Annotated in this window: 11 protein-coding genes; 5 read left to right on the top strand and 6 right to left on the bottom strand. The window is 73.6% G+C overall.

The genetic code is table 11. The features are described 5' to 3' along the window. Positions 1–496: 496 nt before the first annotated feature. From AB0O40_RS09215 to AB0O40_RS09205, 3 genes are all read left to right on the top strand, one after another. The gene (locus tag AB0O40_RS09215; RefSeq protein WP_365037309.1) at positions 497–1,975 is read left to right on the top strand and encodes a cytochrome P450; all 1,479 of its coding nucleotides are present in this window, start codon (positions 497–499) and stop codon (positions 1,973–1,975) included. Between the two features lie 67 nt (positions 1,976–2,042). Continuing rightward, entirely contained in the window at positions 2,043–3,785 is a 1,743-nt protein-coding gene (locus AB0O40_RS09210) for a hypothetical protein (protein ID WP_365037307.1), read from the top strand. 93 nt (positions 3,786–3,878) lie between these two features. Beyond that, positions 3,879–4,700 (top strand): hypothetical protein, encoded by an 822-nt coding sequence (locus tag AB0O40_RS09205; protein ID WP_365037305.1) that lies wholly within the window; start codon positions 3,879–3,881, stop codon positions 4,698–4,700. Between the two features lie 108 nt (positions 4,701–4,808). On the opposite strand, the gene AB0O40_RS09200 is transcribed toward AB0O40_RS09205, so the two are convergent. Then, positions 4,809–6,170, bottom strand: coding sequence for an FAD-dependent oxidoreductase (locus AB0O40_RS09200; RefSeq protein ID WP_365037303.1), 1,362 nt, complete (start codon positions 6,168–6,170; stop codon positions 4,809–4,811). Between the two features lie 319 nt (positions 6,171–6,489). Here AB0O40_RS09200 and AB0O40_RS09195 point away from each other — a divergent pair, with 319 nt between their 5' ends. Next, a complete protein-coding gene (locus AB0O40_RS09195; protein WP_365037301.1) occupies positions 6,490–7,920 on the top strand; it encodes a helix-turn-helix transcriptional regulator in 1,431 nt (476 codons plus the stop codon). Between the two features lie 244 nt (positions 7,921–8,164). Continuing rightward, a complete protein-coding gene (locus AB0O40_RS09190) occupies positions 8,165–11,362 on the top strand; it encodes a M28 family peptidase (RefSeq protein WP_365037299.1) in 3,198 nt (1,065 codons plus the stop codon). A 58-nt stretch (positions 11,363–11,420) separates the two neighbouring features. Here the strand turns inward: AB0O40_RS09190 and AB0O40_RS09185 are convergent, their stop codons facing one another. The 5 genes from AB0O40_RS09185 to AB0O40_RS09165 form a co-directional block, all read right to left on the bottom strand. Further along, complete coding sequence (locus AB0O40_RS09185; RefSeq protein WP_365037297.1) at positions 11,421–12,272, bottom strand: carbohydrate-binding protein; 852 nt, start codon at positions 12,270–12,272, stop codon at positions 11,421–11,423. Positions 12,273–12,419: 147 nt separating this feature from the next. Further along, complete coding sequence (locus AB0O40_RS09180) at positions 12,420–13,337, bottom strand: helix-turn-helix domain-containing protein (protein WP_365037295.1); 918 nt, start codon at positions 13,335–13,337, stop codon at positions 12,420–12,422. A gap of 52 nt (positions 13,338–13,389) precedes the next feature. Beyond that, positions 13,390–14,388 carry an AraC family transcriptional regulator gene (locus AB0O40_RS09175; RefSeq protein WP_365037293.1) on the bottom strand — a complete coding sequence of 333 codons (999 nt, stop codon included), beginning with the start codon at positions 14,386–14,388 and terminating at the stop codon, positions 13,390–13,392. 291 nt (positions 14,389–14,679) lie between these two features. After that, on the bottom strand, positions 14,680–18,120 hold the full coding sequence (locus AB0O40_RS09170) for a phosphocholine-specific phospholipase C (RefSeq protein WP_365037291.1): 3,441 nt from the start codon (positions 18,118–18,120) through the stop codon (positions 14,680–14,682). 210 nt (positions 18,121–18,330) lie between these two features. Beyond that, entirely contained in the window at positions 18,331–18,732 is a 402-nt protein-coding gene (locus tag AB0O40_RS09165; RefSeq protein WP_365037289.1) for a peptidoglycan-binding protein, read from the bottom strand. Positions 18,733–18,977 lie beyond the last annotated feature (245 nt).

Here is an 18,977-nt window from a genome sequence, read left to right as displayed (position 1 = left end):
GTCCGGCCGGCTGGAGCGCCGGACCGGCCGGGAAACATGGACGGCCGCCGGGCCGTGACCGCGCCGGGCCGAGGGAAGCCGGCGGCGCCGGCCACGGGGCGCGCGCGGGCTCAGGACGGGACGGGGCTCACCGATCGACCTCGCTCACGGGGCGGTTCGGCGCCGTGCGCGTGCGGACCCGGTGCGAGGAGCGGTCGCCGAGGGCGGCCGGACGCGGCCGTGGCGGGCACGGCGGCAGGGCGTAGACGCATGTGGGGGTCCCGGAGAGGTGTCGAGGCGGCGGCGCTCCGTCGGACGGTGTCCTGCGGCAGGTGTCGCGCTGGACGGCGCCGACAGGAAGCTAACGGCCCGGACGGGCCGTCCCGTCGTCCCGGCCATCCCGTCCCACCGTCCCGCAGCCGGGACGGGATGCCGCCCGACCCGCACAGGGGGTCTTCGCGGGGGTCCGGCGGGGGAAGGACTACCGGGACGTCGACGGCCCGCCGGAAAGGGACTCATGAAGACTTCGAACGCGGTGCCCAGGGCGGGTTCGGGGATACCGCTGCTCGGTCACCTGTGGCCGCTGCTGCGCGACCCGCTCGGGTTCCTGACCGGCCCCGCGGCCACCGGCGGCGTGGTGGAGATCGGGATCGGGCCCGGCCGGCTGGTCCTGGTCCGCGATCTCGAACTCACGCGTCAGGTGCTCCGCGACGACCGCACCTTCGACAAGGGCGGGCCGCTCTACCACCGGATCCGGGAGATCCTCGGCAGCGGTCTGGTCAACTGTCCACACGGCACCCACCGGCGGCAACGGAGGCTGGTCCAGCCCGCCTTCCGCGCCGCGAGCCTCGCCGACTACGCGCAGGCGGTGACCGGCCGGGCGGCCGCGATGACCACGTCCTGGCAGCACGGACAGGTCGTGGACGTGCGGACCGAGGCGATGACGCTGACGTCCGAGGTGCTGACGACGACGCTGTTCTCCGACAGCCTGCCGGCCCCGCTGCGCAGCCGGCTGCTCGACGACATCACCACCATCGGTGACGGCATCTACCGGCGCATGCTCATGCCGCCCCCGCTCGACCGGCTGCCCACCCCCGGCAACCGCGCCTACGACCGGGCGCGCATCCGTCTGCGGGCCGCGATCGAAGCGGTCATCGAGGAACGACGCGCCGCCCCGTCCGGCCCGGCCGACCTGCTCTCCGCCCTGCTGGCGGCCCGTGACGGCGAGCCCGGCGCCGACGGTGCCGCAGGGCCGGACGGCGGGGGCCTGACGGACGGTGAGATCAACGACACGATCCTGGCGTTCTTCCTCGCCGGGACCGAGACGACGGCGACCACGCTGGCCTGGGCCCTCCACCTCCTCGCCGAACACCCCGCCGTCGAGGAGCGGCTGCACCGCGAGGTGGACGGGGTGCTGGCCGGTAGGGCCGCGACCCACGCCGACCTGGCCGGACTGGGACTGACCGGCCAGGTGGTCCTGGAGGCGCTGCGGCTGTACCCGCCGGTGTGGTTCGTCACGCGCACCGTCACCGCCGACACGGTGCTGGGCGGCTACGAGCTGCCCCGCGGCACCTCCGTCGTCTGCAGCCCCTACCTGATCCACCGTACCGAGGAGATCCACGCCGACCAGGCCGCCTTCGATCCGGACCGCTGGTCACCCCGGCCGCCGGACGCACCGGCCGCACGCCGGCGCGACGCCTTCCTTCCCTTCGGCGGGGGAGCGCGCAAGTGCATCGGTGACACCTTCGCGCTGATGGAGGCCACCCTGGCGCTCGCCACCGTCGCGGCCCGGTGGCGACTGGAGCACGTCGAGGGCACACCGGTCCGTCCCGCTCGCGGCGCCGTGCTCCGGCCGCAGCAGTTGAGGATGCGGGTGCTCGCCCGGTCGGCCACGGCCGCGACGCCCACGACCCGGACTCCGGCGGTCGACCAGGCGCCGGAGCCCGCGACCGGTCCCGCCCGGCACATCGCGCCCCGGGCCCGCCGTGATCGCTGACCTCGCGCCGCAAGGGAACGGGACGAACGGCCTTCCCGACATCTGGGACGCCGCTGCCTGCGGCCTGGTGAACGAGCAGGCGGCGCACCTGCTGTCCGCCGTACGCACGACTGCCGACGGCCCCGGCCCGGTCCCCGCGGCCGCGGGGACCCGGATGGTCGACGCCCCGCGCTACCGGCCCTACCGGTCGCACACCATGCCCCTGCGCGAGGACGGGTACCGGGCGGCGCGCAGCATCCTCGAAGCCGTCTACTCGGACGGGGTGCGCCGGTCCGTACTGGCGGGTCCGATGGCCGACACCGTCCGCCGCACGGTCGCCGTCCAGGCGGCGCGGCTGTGGCGGGAGGGCGCGACACCCGCCGCCGCCGGGCTCGCCGCCCTCGCCCGGATCACCCCGCGCAAGGGCGGCGAGGTCAAGGAGCTGTGGGCGGAGTACCGGCGGCGCAACGCGCAGGCAACGGACCCGATCATGGCCATGCGCGAGCTGTGGGGCAGCATCTACACCTGGCAGTTCATCCGGGGCGACGACGCCCGGCTGCACGACCTGTGCGCTTCGGTGCTGTGCCTGACCACGGCCGTGGACTTCGCCGACGCCCGCGACGACTCCGGTGCCGGCGGGCACCACCCCTACCTGGTGGCGGCCAGCGAAGGCCTCGCATGCCTGGCCGGGACCGCCGTGGACCGGACCGTCCACGACATCGTCGCCGTCGGCGGCCTGATGACCGTCAAGGATGCCCTGACGGACGCCGTGCCCAGGACCGCGTCCGGGCCGGCCGGTACCACCGTCTCGCCGCAGGAGTTCCTGCGCGCACGCTGGTGGGACGGCGCGATGGTCCCGCACCACCGGGTCATGCTGGCCACCGACCACTACCGGCACGTCGGCGACGACCAGGGCGTCTTCGCATCGACCCGCAGCTGCCCCGCCATCGCCCGGGCGGTCGACAACCTGCTGCGCTACAACGACATCGTCGACGCCGTGTCCGACTACGTGCACCGGGAGTGCTTCAACACCCTCCTGCTGGCCCTGGCGTGCGGCGGCCACCGGAGCGCCGCCGGCTACGGGACCGCCCTGTCCGAGGCCTGTGACGCGGCCCTGGCCTGCGGGTGCGGGCACAGCGGCCACCAGGAGGCGGCCGAGCTCTCCATGGGAGCCTGCCTGTGGTACCTCCTGGTGCCGCGCTACCTCGTCGGCCGCCAACTCGCCGCGCTGGGCCGCCCCGGCAGCCCGGTGGCCGGCGCGTACGCGCTGCCACCTCCGGGGCGCCGACTGCGCAGCACCGGCTGCACGCTCCCGCCCGGCAGCGAGCTCCACGCACCGGCCTGGGCCCCGCTGTGGCAGACCGGCACGCCCCGCACCCTCGAGGACAACACCCGGCGCATCCTGCGCAGATGCCTGCCCGACTGCATCGGTTCCGCCCGCTGCGCCGCCGAGGCCGGCTCCGTCCTCGCCCGCTGCGAGGACGCCGACACCCTCCACGACCTGGCCCGGCTCGCGGAGCACTGGCAACGCCTCTACGACACCGCGCTGGCGCAGAGCGGGATCTCCGGCGGCGCTCCGGCAGCCGCACTGCGCCCGCTCATCGGCCGGATCTGGCACCAGGTCGTCCTGACCCGGCCGCCCGCGGGTGCCACCGCGGCCGGACTGTTCATGGACGTGGACCAGGCGGTCAGGCAGACCTACCGCCTGACCGCGGCGGAAGGCCTGCGCGTCCGGCGCGCCTTCTTCGGAGTCACCACGGGCGCAGTGGAACTCGCCGGCCTCAACCCCTACGACCGCCTGGTCACCGGAATCGCCGACACCTGCCGCTGAGGCCCCGACGCGGCCGGCGAGGGGCAGCGGACGCGCTCCGCCGCCCGACTCGTGTGCCCCGCGGCGGGCGCGTCGGGCCTTACGATCTTGCACATGTCGAACACGTTCTCCATACCGGTCCTACGGGGCCGCGGAGCCACCGTGCTGGGGCCGGAGCCGGACGGGCTGGTCCTGGAACGCCCCGGTGAGAAGCTGGCGATCCCCTTCCGTGCGGTCGCCCGGGTCCGTGCCGAGGCGCGGAGCGTCACGGTCGAGCTGAGGGCGCCGGCCGGGACGACACCGTCCCGCCACCGGATCGAGGGCGTGAGCGCGGCTGCGGCCGTCGTCTTCGCCGACGGCGTGAACGCACTGCTGTCCGACCCCGTCGAGGACGTCGACGGCGGCGCACTCGTCGTCGTACGCACCGTCACCACGACCGCGCTCCAGCGGTACCGGCGCAGGCTGGGCCAGGTCATGCTCGGGTATCTGGGCGGGGTCCTCGCCCTGGCCGTGACCGTGGCCTTCGTGGGCCACGAGCGCACCGCCATGGCCGGCGCGGTGTTCGTCCCGACGTTCGGTGTGCTGGCCGCTCTGCCCCTGTGGATCGGATTGGTGTCCGTGGGGCCGTGGTTCAAGGAGACGCTGCTGCGCAGGCGCGGTGTCACCGTCGTCGCGACCCCGGCGGACGACCCCATGACCTTCCGGTACACGGACGGCGGCGGCGTCTCGCGGGTCGTCTCCCACCCGGGCGGGGCCGGGTCCGTCCAGGTCGCCTACGACCTGCGGGACCCGTCGGACGTCGTCGTGCTCCAGGACGGGTCCACCCGGCTCTTCGACATCACCCTGGGCCCCTTCTTCGTCCTCGTCGGACTCTGCGGCATCGCGTTCATGACCTATCTGGCCCGCCTGGCGATCCTCGGCCAGACGTTTTCCTGAGCCCGGGCACGGGCGGCTCCGCGAAGACGGCAGCGCCGGCCGGAAGGGGCCCCGGGGGATGACCCGTGCGTTCCGGCCGGCGCTGCCGCGGCTGTGGTCGAGCCGCCGTCAGGCCCCGCTGGCCTCGAGCATGGCGTCGCGCTCCACGATCTTCACGCGCTCGCGGCCCTCCGCCTCGCCCAGGGCCTTCTCGGCCGCGTCCAGGCGGTGCCAGCCCTCCCACGTGGTGTGGCGCACGCCGCGCCGGGCGAGGAAGGCGTCCACGGCCTCCGGGGCCGGCTCGGCCGGGGTCGACAGGCGGCCTCCGGCGTGGTCGGCCAGCAGGTTCGCCACGGTCTCGTTGGCGTCGCCCTTGGTGTGCCCGATCAGTCCGATGGGGCCGCGGCGGATCCAGCCGGTGACGTACGTCGACTGCTTGGGCCGGCCGGCCTCGATCACGCGTCCGCCCTCGTCCGGGACGGTGCCCGACTCGACGTCCCAGGGCAGCTTGGGGAGTTCGTCCGAGAGGTAGCCCACGGCCCGGTAGACCGACTGGACGTCCCAGGTGGTGAACTCCCCGGTGCCCCGGACGTTGCCCGTACCGTCGAGCTCCGTGCGCTCGGTGCGCAGCCCGACGACCGCGCCGTCCTCGCCGATGATCTCGGCGGGCGACTCGAAGAAGTGCAGGAACAGCTTGTGCGGGCGGTCGCCGGCGTCGCGGATCGCCCAGTTCTCCAGGGTCTTGGCGACCATGTCGGCCTGCTTGTTGGCGCGGCGGGTCGCGATCGAGCCCTCGTCGTAGTCGATGTCCTCCGGGTTGACGATGACCTCGATGTTCGGCGAGTGGTCGAGCTCGCGCAGTTCCATCGGGCTGAACTTGGCCTGCGCCGGGCCGCGGCGGCCGAAGACGTGCACCTCCAGGGCCTTGTTGGCCTTGAGGCCGTCGTAGACGTTCGGCGGGATCTCGGTGGGCAGCAGTTCGTCGGCCGTCTTGGCCAGGATCCGGGCCACGTCCAGGGCGACGTTGCCGACGCCGAGCACCGCGACCTTCTCCGCGTGCAGCGGCCAGGTGCGCGGCACGTCCGGGTGGCCGTCGTACCAGGAGACGAAGTCGGCGGCGCCGTAGGAGCCGTCGAGCTCCAGGCCGGCTATGGCCAGCGCGCGGTCGGCGGTGGCGCCGGTCGAGAAGACCACGGCGTCGTAGAAGGAGTGCAGGTCGTCGAGGGTGATGTCGGTCGGGTAGTCGACATTGCCGAAGAGGCGGACCTGCGGCTTGTCGAGCACCTGGTGCAGGGCGGTGATGATGCCCTTGATGCGCGGGTGGTCCGGGGCGACGCCGTAGCGGATCAGGCCGAAGGGGGCCGGCATCCGCTCGAAGATGTCGATGGACACACCGGGTTCGGCGGCTGCCTCGGACTTGAGCAGCGCGTCGGCGGCGTAGATCCCGGCGGGACCGGCGCCGACGATTGCTACGCGCAGGGGGCGAGGCATGGGGAAATCCCTTCGAACGTCATATCTCGATACGATCAAGAAGAACTGTAAACTAAGGCGACCCTAAGTAAGTACCCGGGTCGTCTTTATGACCCCATAAGCAGAACTTATGACCCGGGAGGCCCCCCGCCGCGCGGCCCCCGGCGGCGTCGAGCCGTGCCCGAGGTGACAGCAGACAGCTTGGTTCAGACCAATTTGGGAACCTTTCCGGCCAAGTCGACCGCCGGAACGCCGTACCCGGCCCGTGGCGGCTGGAAGCTCGTCCCAGCGGAATCCGAGCGTCACGCTGCCGGAGGCGATGCCTCCAACGGGAGGGGCCATGACCGTCGAGGCGACAGGGGCAGCGCCGACCTGGGTCGAGTTCGGACGGCACCTGCGCTCCTGGCGCCGCCGGGCCGGACTCACCCAGCGGCAGCTCGGGCTGCGCGTCGGCTACCACCACAGCCTCATCAGCAGGCTCGAGGCCGGTACCCGCGAGCCGCCCGCCGGACTCGTCCGCAGGCTCGACGCCCTGCTGGAGACCGGCGGCGCGCTGGCCGCGATCGTCGCCGCGCCGCTCGCCGGGGCGTACGGCCCCCGGCACGCCCCCGACCGGCCGAGGCTGTTCGCCGCCCCGCCCGGGAGCGGGACCGGCGGCGCCGGGGCCGGCCCGGACGGCCTGCGGCCCGCACTGGACCCGGTCCTGTGGCCGGCGGCCCTGCCCGCCGAAGGCCTCGCGTGTCCGCTGCACGGCACCGCCGGGTGCGCGGCCCCCGACCGGGCGGCGGCGCCGGAACTGCTGAGCGCGCTGACCGCGCCGCAGCCCCGGTTCGCCGACCTGACCGCCCGGGAGCCGGACCTCCTGCACGCCGCCACCGCCGCCCTGGCCTGCCTGATCCGCGGGGCACTGCACCAGAGCACCACCGACGGCGTGCTCGTGGTGGAGCGGCTGCTGCGGGCCGTGGTGCGGTGGGCCGAGGCTGCCGATTCGGCCGGCCCGCTCCCGTACGGGCAGCTGCGGATCGCCGCGCAGTACGCCCAGGTCGCCGGGCGCCTGCGGATGCAGCGCGGCCAGAGCAGCATCGGCATGGCGTGGTTCGGGCACGGGCTGGGCTGGGCCGACGCCGTCCGGGACACCTCGGCGCGCGCCACGCTGCTCAGCGACATGTGCACCCTGGTCCGGCTGGACCAGGACCCGGCCTCGGCGCTGGGCTACGCGGAGGCGATCGGCGCGGTGGACCCGCGGCGGCGCTGGGCCGGCACCCTCTCGCACCTGTACCAGGCCCGGTGCCACGCGCTGGGACAGGGCGCCGCCGAATGCCGCCGGCACATCACGCTCGCGCGCAAGGGCTTCGCCCGCCTCGGGCACCGGGACCAGCTGGAGGCGCCCTGGCTGGCGGGCGCCGAGGGCGAGATGCGGATGGAGTCGGCGATCGGCGGAGCCCTGCGCGACCTCGCCGCCGCGACCGGCGACCGGGCCACGGCCCGCCGCGCGATCGACGCCACCGCCCGCTCGCGCGCCCAGGTGTCGCCGCTGATGCGCGGCACGCACCTGCTGCTCACCCTCCGGCTGGCGGACAGCTGGGCGTGCGCGGGCGACCCCGGCGCGGCCGTCGCGCTGGCCGCCCCCGTACTCCAGGAGGCGGTGGGCACCCGGGAGTTGATGGTCAGCTCCGAGCTCGGTGGCCTGCACGAGCGGCTGTTCACCCACTGGGCCGACGCTCCGGAAGTCCGCGCGTACCAGGGCCGGTTGGCCGAGGCGCGCAGCTGAGAACGCCGGGCCCGGCGGTGCGGTTCCCGGACCGGGTTGCCAGATTTTGACAGGACGGGACGAGCCCCGCGAAGCCATTGCTCCGGGCCCGGGCCGCTGCGAGGGTTCCGCCAACCCGGCGGCATGGCGCACCACCCGGACGGGGCCGGTGGAGACACCGCCGCACCCCGTGCGCACGACCCGTGGCCCGCCATGCTCACATCCGCCTCGCCGGGTGCTCGACGACCTCTCACAAGGAGCCACGATGCTCAGAAGGACCGTGGTGGCCGGGGTGTCCCTGGCCGTCACCTTCGCGGGGGTGGTGGTGCCGGCCTCCCTCGCCTCGGCCGCCCAGCCCGCCGCCCCCGCCGGCAAGCCGGCACCCACACCCGTCGCGCGCGCCGTCGCGGCAGCCGACCTGGCCGCGCACAGCGGCGTCGACGCCCTGGCCAAGGGCCCCGACGAGCAGTACGACCGGCACCAGGTCACCCCCTGGCTCAAGGGCCTCTACGCCATCGCCTACGAGCGCACGTACAAGGGCCTGCCCGTCGTGGGCGGGGACGCGGTCGTCCTGGCCGACGGCACCGGCCGGGTCCGCTCGGTCCAGTCCGCGACCAGGACCAGGATCTCCGTCCCCACGCAGGTCCTGGTGACCGCGGCCCGGGCCGCCGCGAGGAGCCGGACCGAGCTGGCGAAGGTCGAGAAGGCCGAGAAGTCCCGCCTCGTGGTCCGCGCCCGGGGCGCCCGCGCCACGCTCGCCTGGGAGACCGTGGTCACCGGGCGCACCGCGCAGGGCGTCCCCAGCCGGCTGCACGTCTTCGTCGACGCGCGCACCGGCCGGGTCGTGGACACCTTCGACGACGTACGCGCCGGCACCGGCCACAGCAAGTGGAACGGCCCGGACCCCCTGACCATCGACACCTCGCGCTCGGGCAGCTCGTACGTCCTGCGCGACAGCACCCGCCCGGGCCTGCAGTGCTCGGACTACAACGGAGGCGTGTACACCAAGTCCACCGACGACTGGGGCACCGGCAACCCCACGAGCCGTGAGACCGGCTGCGTCGACGCGATGTTCGCGGCGCAGAAGGAATCGGACATGCTCAAGAACTGGCTCGGCCGCAACGGCCACAACGGCAACGGCGGCAGCTGGCCGATACGGGTGGGCCTGAACGACGTCAACGCCTACTGGGACGGCTCCACGATCACCATCGGCCACAACACCGCCAACGAGTGGATCGCCGGCCTGGACGTGGTGGGCCACGAGTTCGGACACGGCCTGGACTCCAACACCCCGGGCGGATCCAACCACGAGAGCGGCCTGGGCGAGGCGACCGGCGACATCATGGGCGCCCTGACCGAGGCGTACGCCAGCGAACCCGCCCCCTACGACACGCCCGACTACACCGTCGGCGAGATGATCAACCTGCAGGGCCAGGGCCCGATCCGCAACATGTACAACCCCGGGGCGCTCGGCGACCCGGCCTGCTACTCCTCCTCCATCCCCAGCACCGAGGAGCACAAGGCCGCAGGCCCGCTCAACCACTGGTTCTACCTGCTCGCCGAGGGCTCCAACCCCGGCGGCGGCAAGCCCTCCAGCTCCACCTGCAACAACTCCACCGTCACCGGCGTCGGCATCCAGAACGCCGGCCGGATCTTCTACGGCGGGATGCTGCTCAAGACCAGCGGCATGACCTACAAGCGCTACCGCACCGCCACGCTGACCGCGGCCAAGAACCTCGACGCGAGCTGCGGCCTGTTCAACACCACGAAGGCGGCCTGGGACGCGATCAGCATCACCGCCCAGACCGGCGACCCGACGTGCACCGGGCAGCAGAGCGACTTCTCGCTCGCGCTCAACCCCGCGGCCGGTGACGTCAACGCCGGCTCCTCGGTGAGCGCCACCGTCAACACAACCACCGTCAGCGGAAGTTCGCAGCAGATCGCACTGTCGGCCGCGGGCGCCCCCGCCGGCGTGAGCGTCAGCTTCAGCCCGGCGACGGTCCCCTCCGGCAGCAACGCCACCATGACCGTCACCGCCGCCTCCGGTGCTGCCGCCGGAACCTACCCGATCACCGTCACCGGCACCGCGGGCGCCACCACCCACACCGCGCAGTACACGCTGCGGGTCGGCGGCGGCAACGGCAACCCGGGCACCCCGCCCGACGTCGACGTCGCCAAGGTGCAGGCCCACCTGTCCCAGCTGGAGGCCGTCGCCCAGCAGAACGGCGGCAACCGCCGCTCCACCACCGCCGGTTACCGCGCCTCGCTCGCCTACATCAAGGGCAAGCTCCAAGCCGCCGGCTACACCGTCACCGAGCAGACCTGCACCTCCGGCTGCACGGCGGGCGCCGGCAACAACCTCATCGCGGAATGGCCGAAGGGCAACGCCGACAGCGTCCGCATGTTCGGCGCGCACCTCGACAGCGTCTCCGCGGGCCCCGGCATCAACGACAACGGCTCGGGATCCGCCGCGCTGTTGGAGGCCGCACTCACCCTGGCGCAGACCAACCCCACCATGGAGAACCGGGTCCGCTTCGGCTGGTGGACCGACGAGGAGCAGGGCCTGAACGGCTCCGCCTTCTACGCCGGGACGCTGTCCGCCGCCGAGCGCGCGAAGATCAAGGCCTACTACAACTTCGACATGGTCGCCTCGACGAACGCGGGCTACTTCGTCAACAACCTCAACTCCGCGGCCGCGGCCCCGATGAAGGCCTACTGGGACTCGCTGGGCCTGGCCCCGCAGGAGAACGTCGAGGGACAGGGCCGCTCCGACGACTACTCCTTCCAGCAGGTGGGCATCCCCACCTCGGGCTACGCCACGGGCGCCTCGGCCGTGAAGTCCTCCTCCGAGGCCGCCAAGTGGGGCGGCACGGCCGGCCGCGCCTACGACTCCTGCTACCACTCCGCCTGTGACACCACCTCCAACATCAACGCCACCGCGCTCAACCGCAGTGCGGACGGCATCGCGTACACCATCTGGAAGACGGCCGTCGGCCAGGACACCACGCCGGTGAACGACTTCTCGATCAGCGCCAGTCCGGCGACTGGCACGGCCGATCCCGGCTCCTCCGCCACGTTCACGGTCAACACCGCCACCGTCAGCGGAAACGCGCAGAACGTCCAACTGTCCGCCTCCGGCGCGCCGTCCGGGGTGTCCGTGTCGTTCAGCCCGTCCTCGGTGCTCTCCGGCCAGTCCTCGACCGCCACCGTCCAGGTCGCCGCGGGCACGGCCGGCGGCACCTACACCCTCACCCTCACCGGTACGGGCGCGGTCACCCACACCACCACCTACACCCTCACGGTGACCGGTGGCGGCGGCGAGACCACCTGGCAGGTGGGCGGCAGGTACGCCGTCGGCGACATCGTCACCTACAACGGCGTCCGCTACCGCTGCATCCAGGCCCACACGGCCGACCCCGGCTGGGAACCCCCGAACGTACCGGCCCTGTGGGGCCGCATCTGACCCGTCGGCACGGGCAGGGCGGGGCGGGCGGGGACGTTCCCCGACCGCCCCGCCGCGTTCAGGAGAGCTGCCAGAGGGCGGGGACCTTGGGGGGCTCCCAGCCCGGGTACGCCGTGTGGGACTGGAGGCAGCGGTACGACGAGCCCCCGTACGTGACCGTGTCGCCGACGCGGTAGGACGTGCCCGCGGCCCAGGTACCGGCCGGCGGGGCGGTGGTGGGCGGCGGGGTGCTCGGCGGGGTCGTCGGCGTCTGGCGCACGTCGAGCACGAAGTCGTACGTGCCCTCACGCGCCGGGCCCGCCTGACGGACGTTCATCAGGAGGCGGGCGTCGAAGATGGTGTCGGTGCTGTTGCGCGGTTCGTTGGGGAAGTACAGCTGGGTGGTGACCACCCGGCCACCGGGGGCCTGGAGCTTGACGTGGAGGTGTCGGGTGCGTCCTGGGTAGAGCCCGGGCACGACGGTGGTCAGGCTGAAGGCCCCCCGGGCGTCGCTGAACTGGTGGCCACGGAACCGGTAGCCGCCGTTGTCGTAGGCGCCGTTGTCGTCGGCCTGCCAGAAGTCCAGGAGCACGCCGGAGACCGGGAGGCAGGCCAGGCCGAAGACGTAGCCGCTGACGGTCAGCCGGACACCCGGAGTGCTGCTCGTGACCAGCGAGGTGCGCAGCGGAGAGCCGGGCTTGAAGTAGGGGCCTTCGGTCTGCTCCACGGTCGGCTCGTCGCCGTCGTGGCAGTCAGGGGTCAGCTCCGGGGCCGCGCCGGCCGCCGTGCGGTCGCGGGCCAACGCCACGCCGCCGCCCAGCAGCAGGGGAGCGGCGCCGAGCGCGGCGACGCCGTGCAGGAGGCTCTTGCGGCTGATCCGGCCGTCGTGGTGGGCGGCGGGTTCTCCGATGGGGTGCTCTGTCGCGGGCATGCGCCGACTCCTTGATGCTCGAGGGGGAAGGGAATCGGCCCTTGCCATGGGGTGGGGGGCGTGCTGCGCAGCATGGCGCGCCATGGCAAGGACCCGGCCCGGCCCTGCACCGGAGATCCGGGCGGGCCGCGTGGGCCAGCAGCAAAACTACGGATCGTCCGGGGCGGCCGCGATGGACCCGATCCGGGGATCGTGGTGCTTTCCGACGGCCCCGGCCCGGAAGCGCCCGGGAGACAACCCGGTCTCCCGCCGGAAGAAGCGGCAGAAGTACGCCGGATCCGCGAACCCCAGCTCCGACGCCACCTGGCGCACCGTCAACCGGGTGCCGGTCAGCAGGCGTTTGGCTTCCAGGGTCGTCTGCTGCCGGATCAGGCTCGCCGGCGTCCGGCCGGTCGCCCGCCGCACCGTCGTGGACAGGTGGCCTGCGGAGACACCGAGTTCCCGGGCGTACGAACCGACCGACCGCCGGGCCGCCCCCGGCCGGCCGGTCAACCGGGTGAACGCGGCGGCGAGTTCATCGGCCCGATCGCGGTCGGGAAGCCGGCCGTCCGGTGCACCGGCGCGCAGTGCGCGCAGGATCAGGATGTGCAGGCTGGCGCGCAGCACCCCCTGGTAGCCGCTCCTCAGCTCCCGGTACTCGCGCCCCATGTCGGCCAGCAGCGCCGCTATCGGCCCGCTCTCGTCGCCGGGCGGGTGAGCGGGCCGGGTGGCCAGCGTGCGCAGCGCGGCCGCGTCCTGCGAGTCGGGGGGAAGGAAGTCCTCGTTGAAGAGCACCACCTGCCCGGCGAGCCCGTCGGCGTCGGCCCAGTGGTGCACCTGGCCGGGCGTGATGACACACAACTGCGGTGGCTCCAGGGTCCTGTGGGCCAGGTCCAGGACGTGCGCGCCGCGGCCGCCGGTGACGTAGACGATCTCGTAGAAGGTGTGCCGGTGCGGGAAGGCCGCCCGGGAGAGCGGGCCGATGGTGTCGAACGTGCCGATGGCGAAGGGCAGCAGGTGCGGCAGGGGCACCTCCAGGCGGTGCAGTGGGATGGCGGGCAGGCGGGGCTTGCACAGGTCGCTCATCGCCGCAGTCTGCGACCACCCCCTCCGCAGGTCCAGACCAATCCCGGGCAACCTAGGAGAGGTCCGGCTCGGCCCGGTGCTGCGCCTGGGCCTGGGCGCGGAACGCCGCGGGGGGTACGCCGTAGGCCTCGCGGAACGCCCGGCTGAACGCGGACGCGTGCCGGAAGCCCCGCCGGGCGCCGATGACGTGCACGGGAACTCCCCGGAGCAGCGGATCCGCCAGGTCCTGCCGTGCGCGCGCCAGCCGTCGGCCCTGGAGGTAGGCCGCGACCGTGGTCCCGTCCCCCTCCTGCTGGAACAGCCGGTGGAGGTAGCTGACGGAGATGTGATGGGCGGCGGCGATCGCGGGTACGTCCAGCAACGGATCGTCGGCGTGGTCGCGGACGAAGGCCATCACGCGCAGGGCCAGCGCGCGCCGCTTCGTCTCCGGGGTCAGGGACCGGTCCGCCTCGAGGACGCCGGCGAAGAGCGAGGCCACCAGGTCGGCCAGCACGCCGCTGAGGCGCGGGCCCTCCACGGCCCGGTAGGACCGGCTGTCCCGGGTCACCTGGTCCAGGAAGGTGGCCAGCAGGGCTCCCATGCCCTCCCGGGCCGAGATGCGCTTGCCGATGACCCGGCCGGCGGTGTCAGGAGGCAGCGGCAGCAGTGCCTTGGGCAGCTCGACCCCGATGATCTCGACGGCATGGGGGCCGGAGCTGATCTCGAACGGCCGTGACGTGTCACTGGTGTGGATGTCGTACACGCCGTGCACCACGGTGTCCTTGCCCAGCGTCACCGCACCCGCCCCGCGCTTGATGAGCGAGAGGTGGAAGGCCTCGGGGTCCGATCTCGCTATCAGCTTCGGGGTGCGCAGGAAGGTCAGGGGAAGGCATTCCATCGGGTAGACCGAGATCCCACCGAGCGAGATCACGCGCTGGTTCACCCAGAAGTCGGCGGCGTGCTCGCTGCGCATCTCCATGGGCGCATGCGTCTCCGACATGAGGGCCCGCCAGCTCTCGAACCGGTCGGCGGGCGTCAGTTCCGCGCTGCGGAACGTTCTCTCGGGCAGCATGATCACGGGTTTACCTCGGCTGCGGCGGCCCGCGCAACCGAGCCGGCCCCCGGGGCCACGGGCAGCGGGTCGACTCTCCGTCAAGACAGTGTGCACGCCAGGCCAATGCGCGCTGCGCGGCGCCTTGGCAGAGTGGGCGCCAGAGGGTCGGTGCGGCGACGGGAGACCGGCGCCCCCACCGACGCCCCGGGCCCCGCGCGGACCCGGTCATGAGCGGACGCCGCCCGAGGACGGGGGTTTTGGGCGGCGTCAGCTCAGGGACGGGACCGGGGGCGAGGATGCCGGAAGGGGTCAGGCGTCCTGTGGCGGGGTGGTGCCCAGGCGGACGTTGTCCAGGGCCCAGAACCAGTTGTTGCCTGCGTGGTGGATACGGAAGCCGATCTTCACCGAGGTGGCGTCGGAGGGCACCGGGAAGGAGCAGGTCACCAGGCGGTTCTGCTGGTCCCGCCCGCCGTTGGTGTTCCCCGAGGCCGCGCTGGAGTAGGTCACGACCCGGGAGGTGGCGCCGGTGTCGAAGGTGACCGTCACCTCGGCCTCCTGCGGGCTCTCCTGCCGGTAGTGGGAGTCGAAGGCGAGGTGCAGGGCCGGGGTGCCGGCCGGGATCGACACCGCCGGGGTGACCAGCGTCGAGTCGAAGGAGCCGCGGCCGGACGGGGCACCGGTGTCGTCCCAGTCGTCCGGGTCGGCGACGGCGACGATCCCGAGGGACCGGCCGAACGCCTGCCGCTCCTGCCCTGCCGGGAACCAGAAGTCCTTCGACAGGAAGGACCAGCCGTTGAGCTCCGTGGTGCCCTGGGGCATCCCGGCCGCGTTGGTGACCGTCCAGCCCTCCGGCGCCGTCCGGGTCCAGCCCCGCAGGCCGGGCCGGGCGAGGTCCACGGCCGGCTGCAGGAGCGGGGCGAGGGATTCGAAGTCCTCGGCCAGCAGGTAGCCGCTCATCACCGGACCGACCCGGACGGCCAGCGCCGACTCCCGCTGCACCGCGCCGCCGCCCGCGCCGCGGCCGGCCACGGTGGCCTTCAGCGTCGCGGCGGTACGGGCCGCCGCATCCGGGGCGAAGACCTCCCACACGGCCTTCGCCGAGGACCGGGCGGGTACCGACGCGGGGGCGCCGGGGGCGAGCACGGCACGCCATCCCTCCGGTACGGCCAGCGCCGGCGTCAGCCCGGTGAGCGGGACGTTCCCGGCGTTGGTCAACGTCGCCGTCACCGCCAGCGGCCGTCCCGGGGAGAGCACGCAGCCGTCCGTACCCGGCGAGCTGGCCGGCGCGGTGAGCGTCAGGCTCAGGGCCGGGACCACCTCCGCCCGGACCCGGGCGTCCGCGGTCCGCAGCAGCCCCTCGCCCTCACCGCGCACCGCGACCGCCAGCCTCCCGGAGGTGGCGTCGGCGGCCGGGGTCACGGTGAAGCGGAGCTCCGCGGAACCGCCGCCTTCCAGCCGCCGGGGGAGGGGGTCGCGCAGTTCGGCCGTCCAGCCCTTCGGGACCGACAGCGAGACGCCCAGGTCCCGCAGCACGCGCTCGCCCTGATTGCGCACGGTCACCAGGACCTCGGACGGACTGCCCTGCACCAGCGGTGCCTTGAGCGGCGGCATCGGCTCCGGCAGCGCGATCGACGCGGTCAGCACCGGTGCGCAGCCGATGGCCGGATCGGTGGTGCCCTGACGGCCGTCGGCCGCCCGCCCGGCGGCCCGGCGCAGGAAGCGCGGGTCGCCCTCGTCCAGCACCACGACGTCGTACCAGCCGTGCCGGGCGAGCGGAACGGACACGGTCCGCCTGCGGCCGGGTGCCAGCCTGACCCGGACCACCTGGTCCTCACCCCGGCGGGCGTGCGTGGACTCGCCCACGAGCAGCGTACGGGTGCGGTCCGACGGGTTCGCGCACTCCACGTCCACCCGCCGGGCGCCCGGCCGCTCCACCACGTGGGCCTCGGCCCCCGCACCGGCGCCGCGCAGCTCCCACCGGGACCAGCCCGGCCCGTGCACCTGGAGGTCGTAGCCCTCGGGCCCGTCCGGGAAGGCGTCGGTGGCGGCCTCGCCGCCGGCGACGGTCGAGGTCCGCGGCGCGGCTCCGTCACCCGGGTACGCCGTGACCGCGGCCGCCCGGGAGCCGGTGTTGCCGATCCGCAGTCCGACCTCGCCCTCGGTGACGGTGGCGCGCAGCGACAGCCGGTACGGCGAGGGACGGGCCGCCCGCGATCCGGCCTCCTGCCCCGGCAGCGCCTGGCGGGCCGGCGGTACCGGGTTCCAGCGGCCGATCGGGGCGGGGACCGCGCCCGGACGCGCCACCTCGGGCTGCCGGTGCGCCCGGTCGAAGTCGAACACGGAGGTCAGGTCGCCGAAGACGCTGCGGCGCCAGGCGCTGATGTTCGGCTCCTGGACCCCCGTCCACTTCTCCAGGAACCGGATCACCGAGGTGTGGTCGAACTGCTCGGAGCTGACGAACCCGCCGACCGTCCACGGCGAGACCACCGTCATCGGCACCCGGGGGCCGGGGCCGACCGGCCGGCCGCCGGTCCAGTCGTCCCCCTCGCCGCTCTCCGGTCGCGGGGCGGTGGGCGAAGGGACGTGGTCGAAGTACCCGTCGTTCTCGTCGAAGTTGATGAACAGGGCGGTCTTGGACCAGGTCGTGGGGTCGCTCGCGATGGCGTCGAGCAGGTCGTAGACCAGTCCCGCGCTGCCGACGGGGGTGGAGGAGCTGGGGTGTTCGGACAGGGCCGCCGTCGGCACCACCCAACTCACCCTGGGCAACGTTCCGTTGCGGATGTCGTCCTTGATCCGGGTGACCAGGGTGCCCGGCTCGGAGCGGTGGGCGCCGCGCCGGAAGAGCCTGCGCTCGTCCTCGGGCAGCCCGGCCACGGCGGCGTCGAACCGGGCCAGTGCGTCGGCGCGTTCGGCGGGCGCCTTGTCCCACAGCTTGTCGTAGAACTCCTCGGTCGTGGCGTACGGGAACCCGGCCGCGGTGAGGATCTTGCGACCGATCCGCTTCCACGGCTTGAAGTACTCGACGGCGTTGTCGGTGAAGTTGTCCCACTCCTGGTAGATCTGCCAGGAGACCCCGGCCGCCTCGAGACGCTCGGGGTACGTCGTCCAGTCGTAGCCGGCGTGCGCGTAGGAGTACGCGGCGTTGGTGACCGCCCGGCCGCCGCCGCCCGGCTCGAACCCGGTGGTGCCCGTCCAGAGGTAGTTCCGGTTCGGGTTCGTCGAGCCGAACACCGAGCAGAAGTAGGCGTCGCAGATCGTGAACCGGTCGGCCAGCTCGTGCTGGAGCGGGATGTCGCGCCGGTCGTAGTGGGCCATGGTGCTCTGGCCCTTGGCCGCGATCCAGTCGTTCCACCAGCCGTTCGCCCGGGCCTGCACCCCGTCGGCGAAGCCGTGCGGCAGCGACCCCAGGTACTGGATGTCCCCTTCGGGCCGTCCGGCCTCCACCGCGGCCTGCCGCGCCGAGAACGGCAGGACGGCCGGGCCGCCGGCCCGCGGCTGCTCGAAGACGCTCGTCCCGCTCGGCAGCCGCAGCGCCGCCGGGTCGCCGAAACCGCGGACGCCCTTGAGGGTGCCGAAGTAGTTGTCGAAGGAACGGTTCTCCTGCATCAGCACGATCACGTGCTCGATGCCGCGCAGACCCCCGCGCGGCATCGGCGCGGCCATGGCCTGCAGGAGGGAGGGCGGCAGTACGGAGAGCGCGGAGCCGGCGGCGAGCGTGCCGAGGACCTTGCGGCGCGAGAAGTCGTGCATGAAGGGGAGGCTATGGGGCGCGAACTGCCCCCGAAACCCCGCCGACCAGGGGTTCGCCGAGAGTTCACGCCCGGGTCGCGAACGATTCTCGCAGGTCAGCTGCCCTCACCCCGGCCCGCCCGGCAGCTCCGAGGGCCAAGCCGAGGCCGGGGAAGCGAGCAGCACCGACCGGCACCGCGGCCACCGCGTGTGCCGGCCGGCGCGGTCGGTCTACTGGTAGCTGGGGATGTAGTCGTAGCAGTACCCCCGCTCGCCCGCGACCGTGCCGTAGACCGGGTCGCCCCAGGTGAGGAACATCCCGCCGGTGGCCGGGCCGACGATGCCGTCGGTGCCCTCGTCACCCCACCACATCTTCTGCAGGAAGCGGATGGCCTCGTCCGTCTGGGGCCCGAACTTGCCGTCCTCCGCGATCTGCGGGTGGTACGGGCCGTTGACGCGGACGAGGTAGTTGAACTGGTGCTGGACGCACCACACGGCGTGGGTGTTGTTGGTCTTGCCGTAGCCGATGTACGGGACGCCGGGCTTGGCCTCGGCGCTGCCGGCCAGGCCCAGGGCGGCGAGCGCGGTCGCGGCGGCGACGACACCGGCACGGGTGGCGATCTTCTTGAACATGGGTGATGGAGCCCTTCGCTGAGTGGCGTGCGACGGTCCGGCAGGTCGGGCAGGGGGGATCCCGCCGCCTCGCGGTCACGTCGGTGGCGTCGACGTGATCACCCGGCAGTGCTGATGGGTACCGGGGCCGTGGTGTCGACGCTGCGAACCGTAGTCCGCGCCCCGGGGCGGTGACCGTCCCAGCGCGTCTCGGAAGATCCCGGCCGGCGGCCGTCCCGCGGGACGGCCGCCGTTGGGACATGGCC

This window comes from Streptomyces sp. NPDC089919 (assembly GCF_040684615.1).
Taxonomy (GTDB): Bacteria; Actinomycetota; Actinomycetes; order Streptomycetales; family Streptomycetaceae; genus Streptomyces.
Note: the sequence above shows the minus strand (reverse complement) of the source record. Positions and strands in the feature narration are given on the sequence as shown.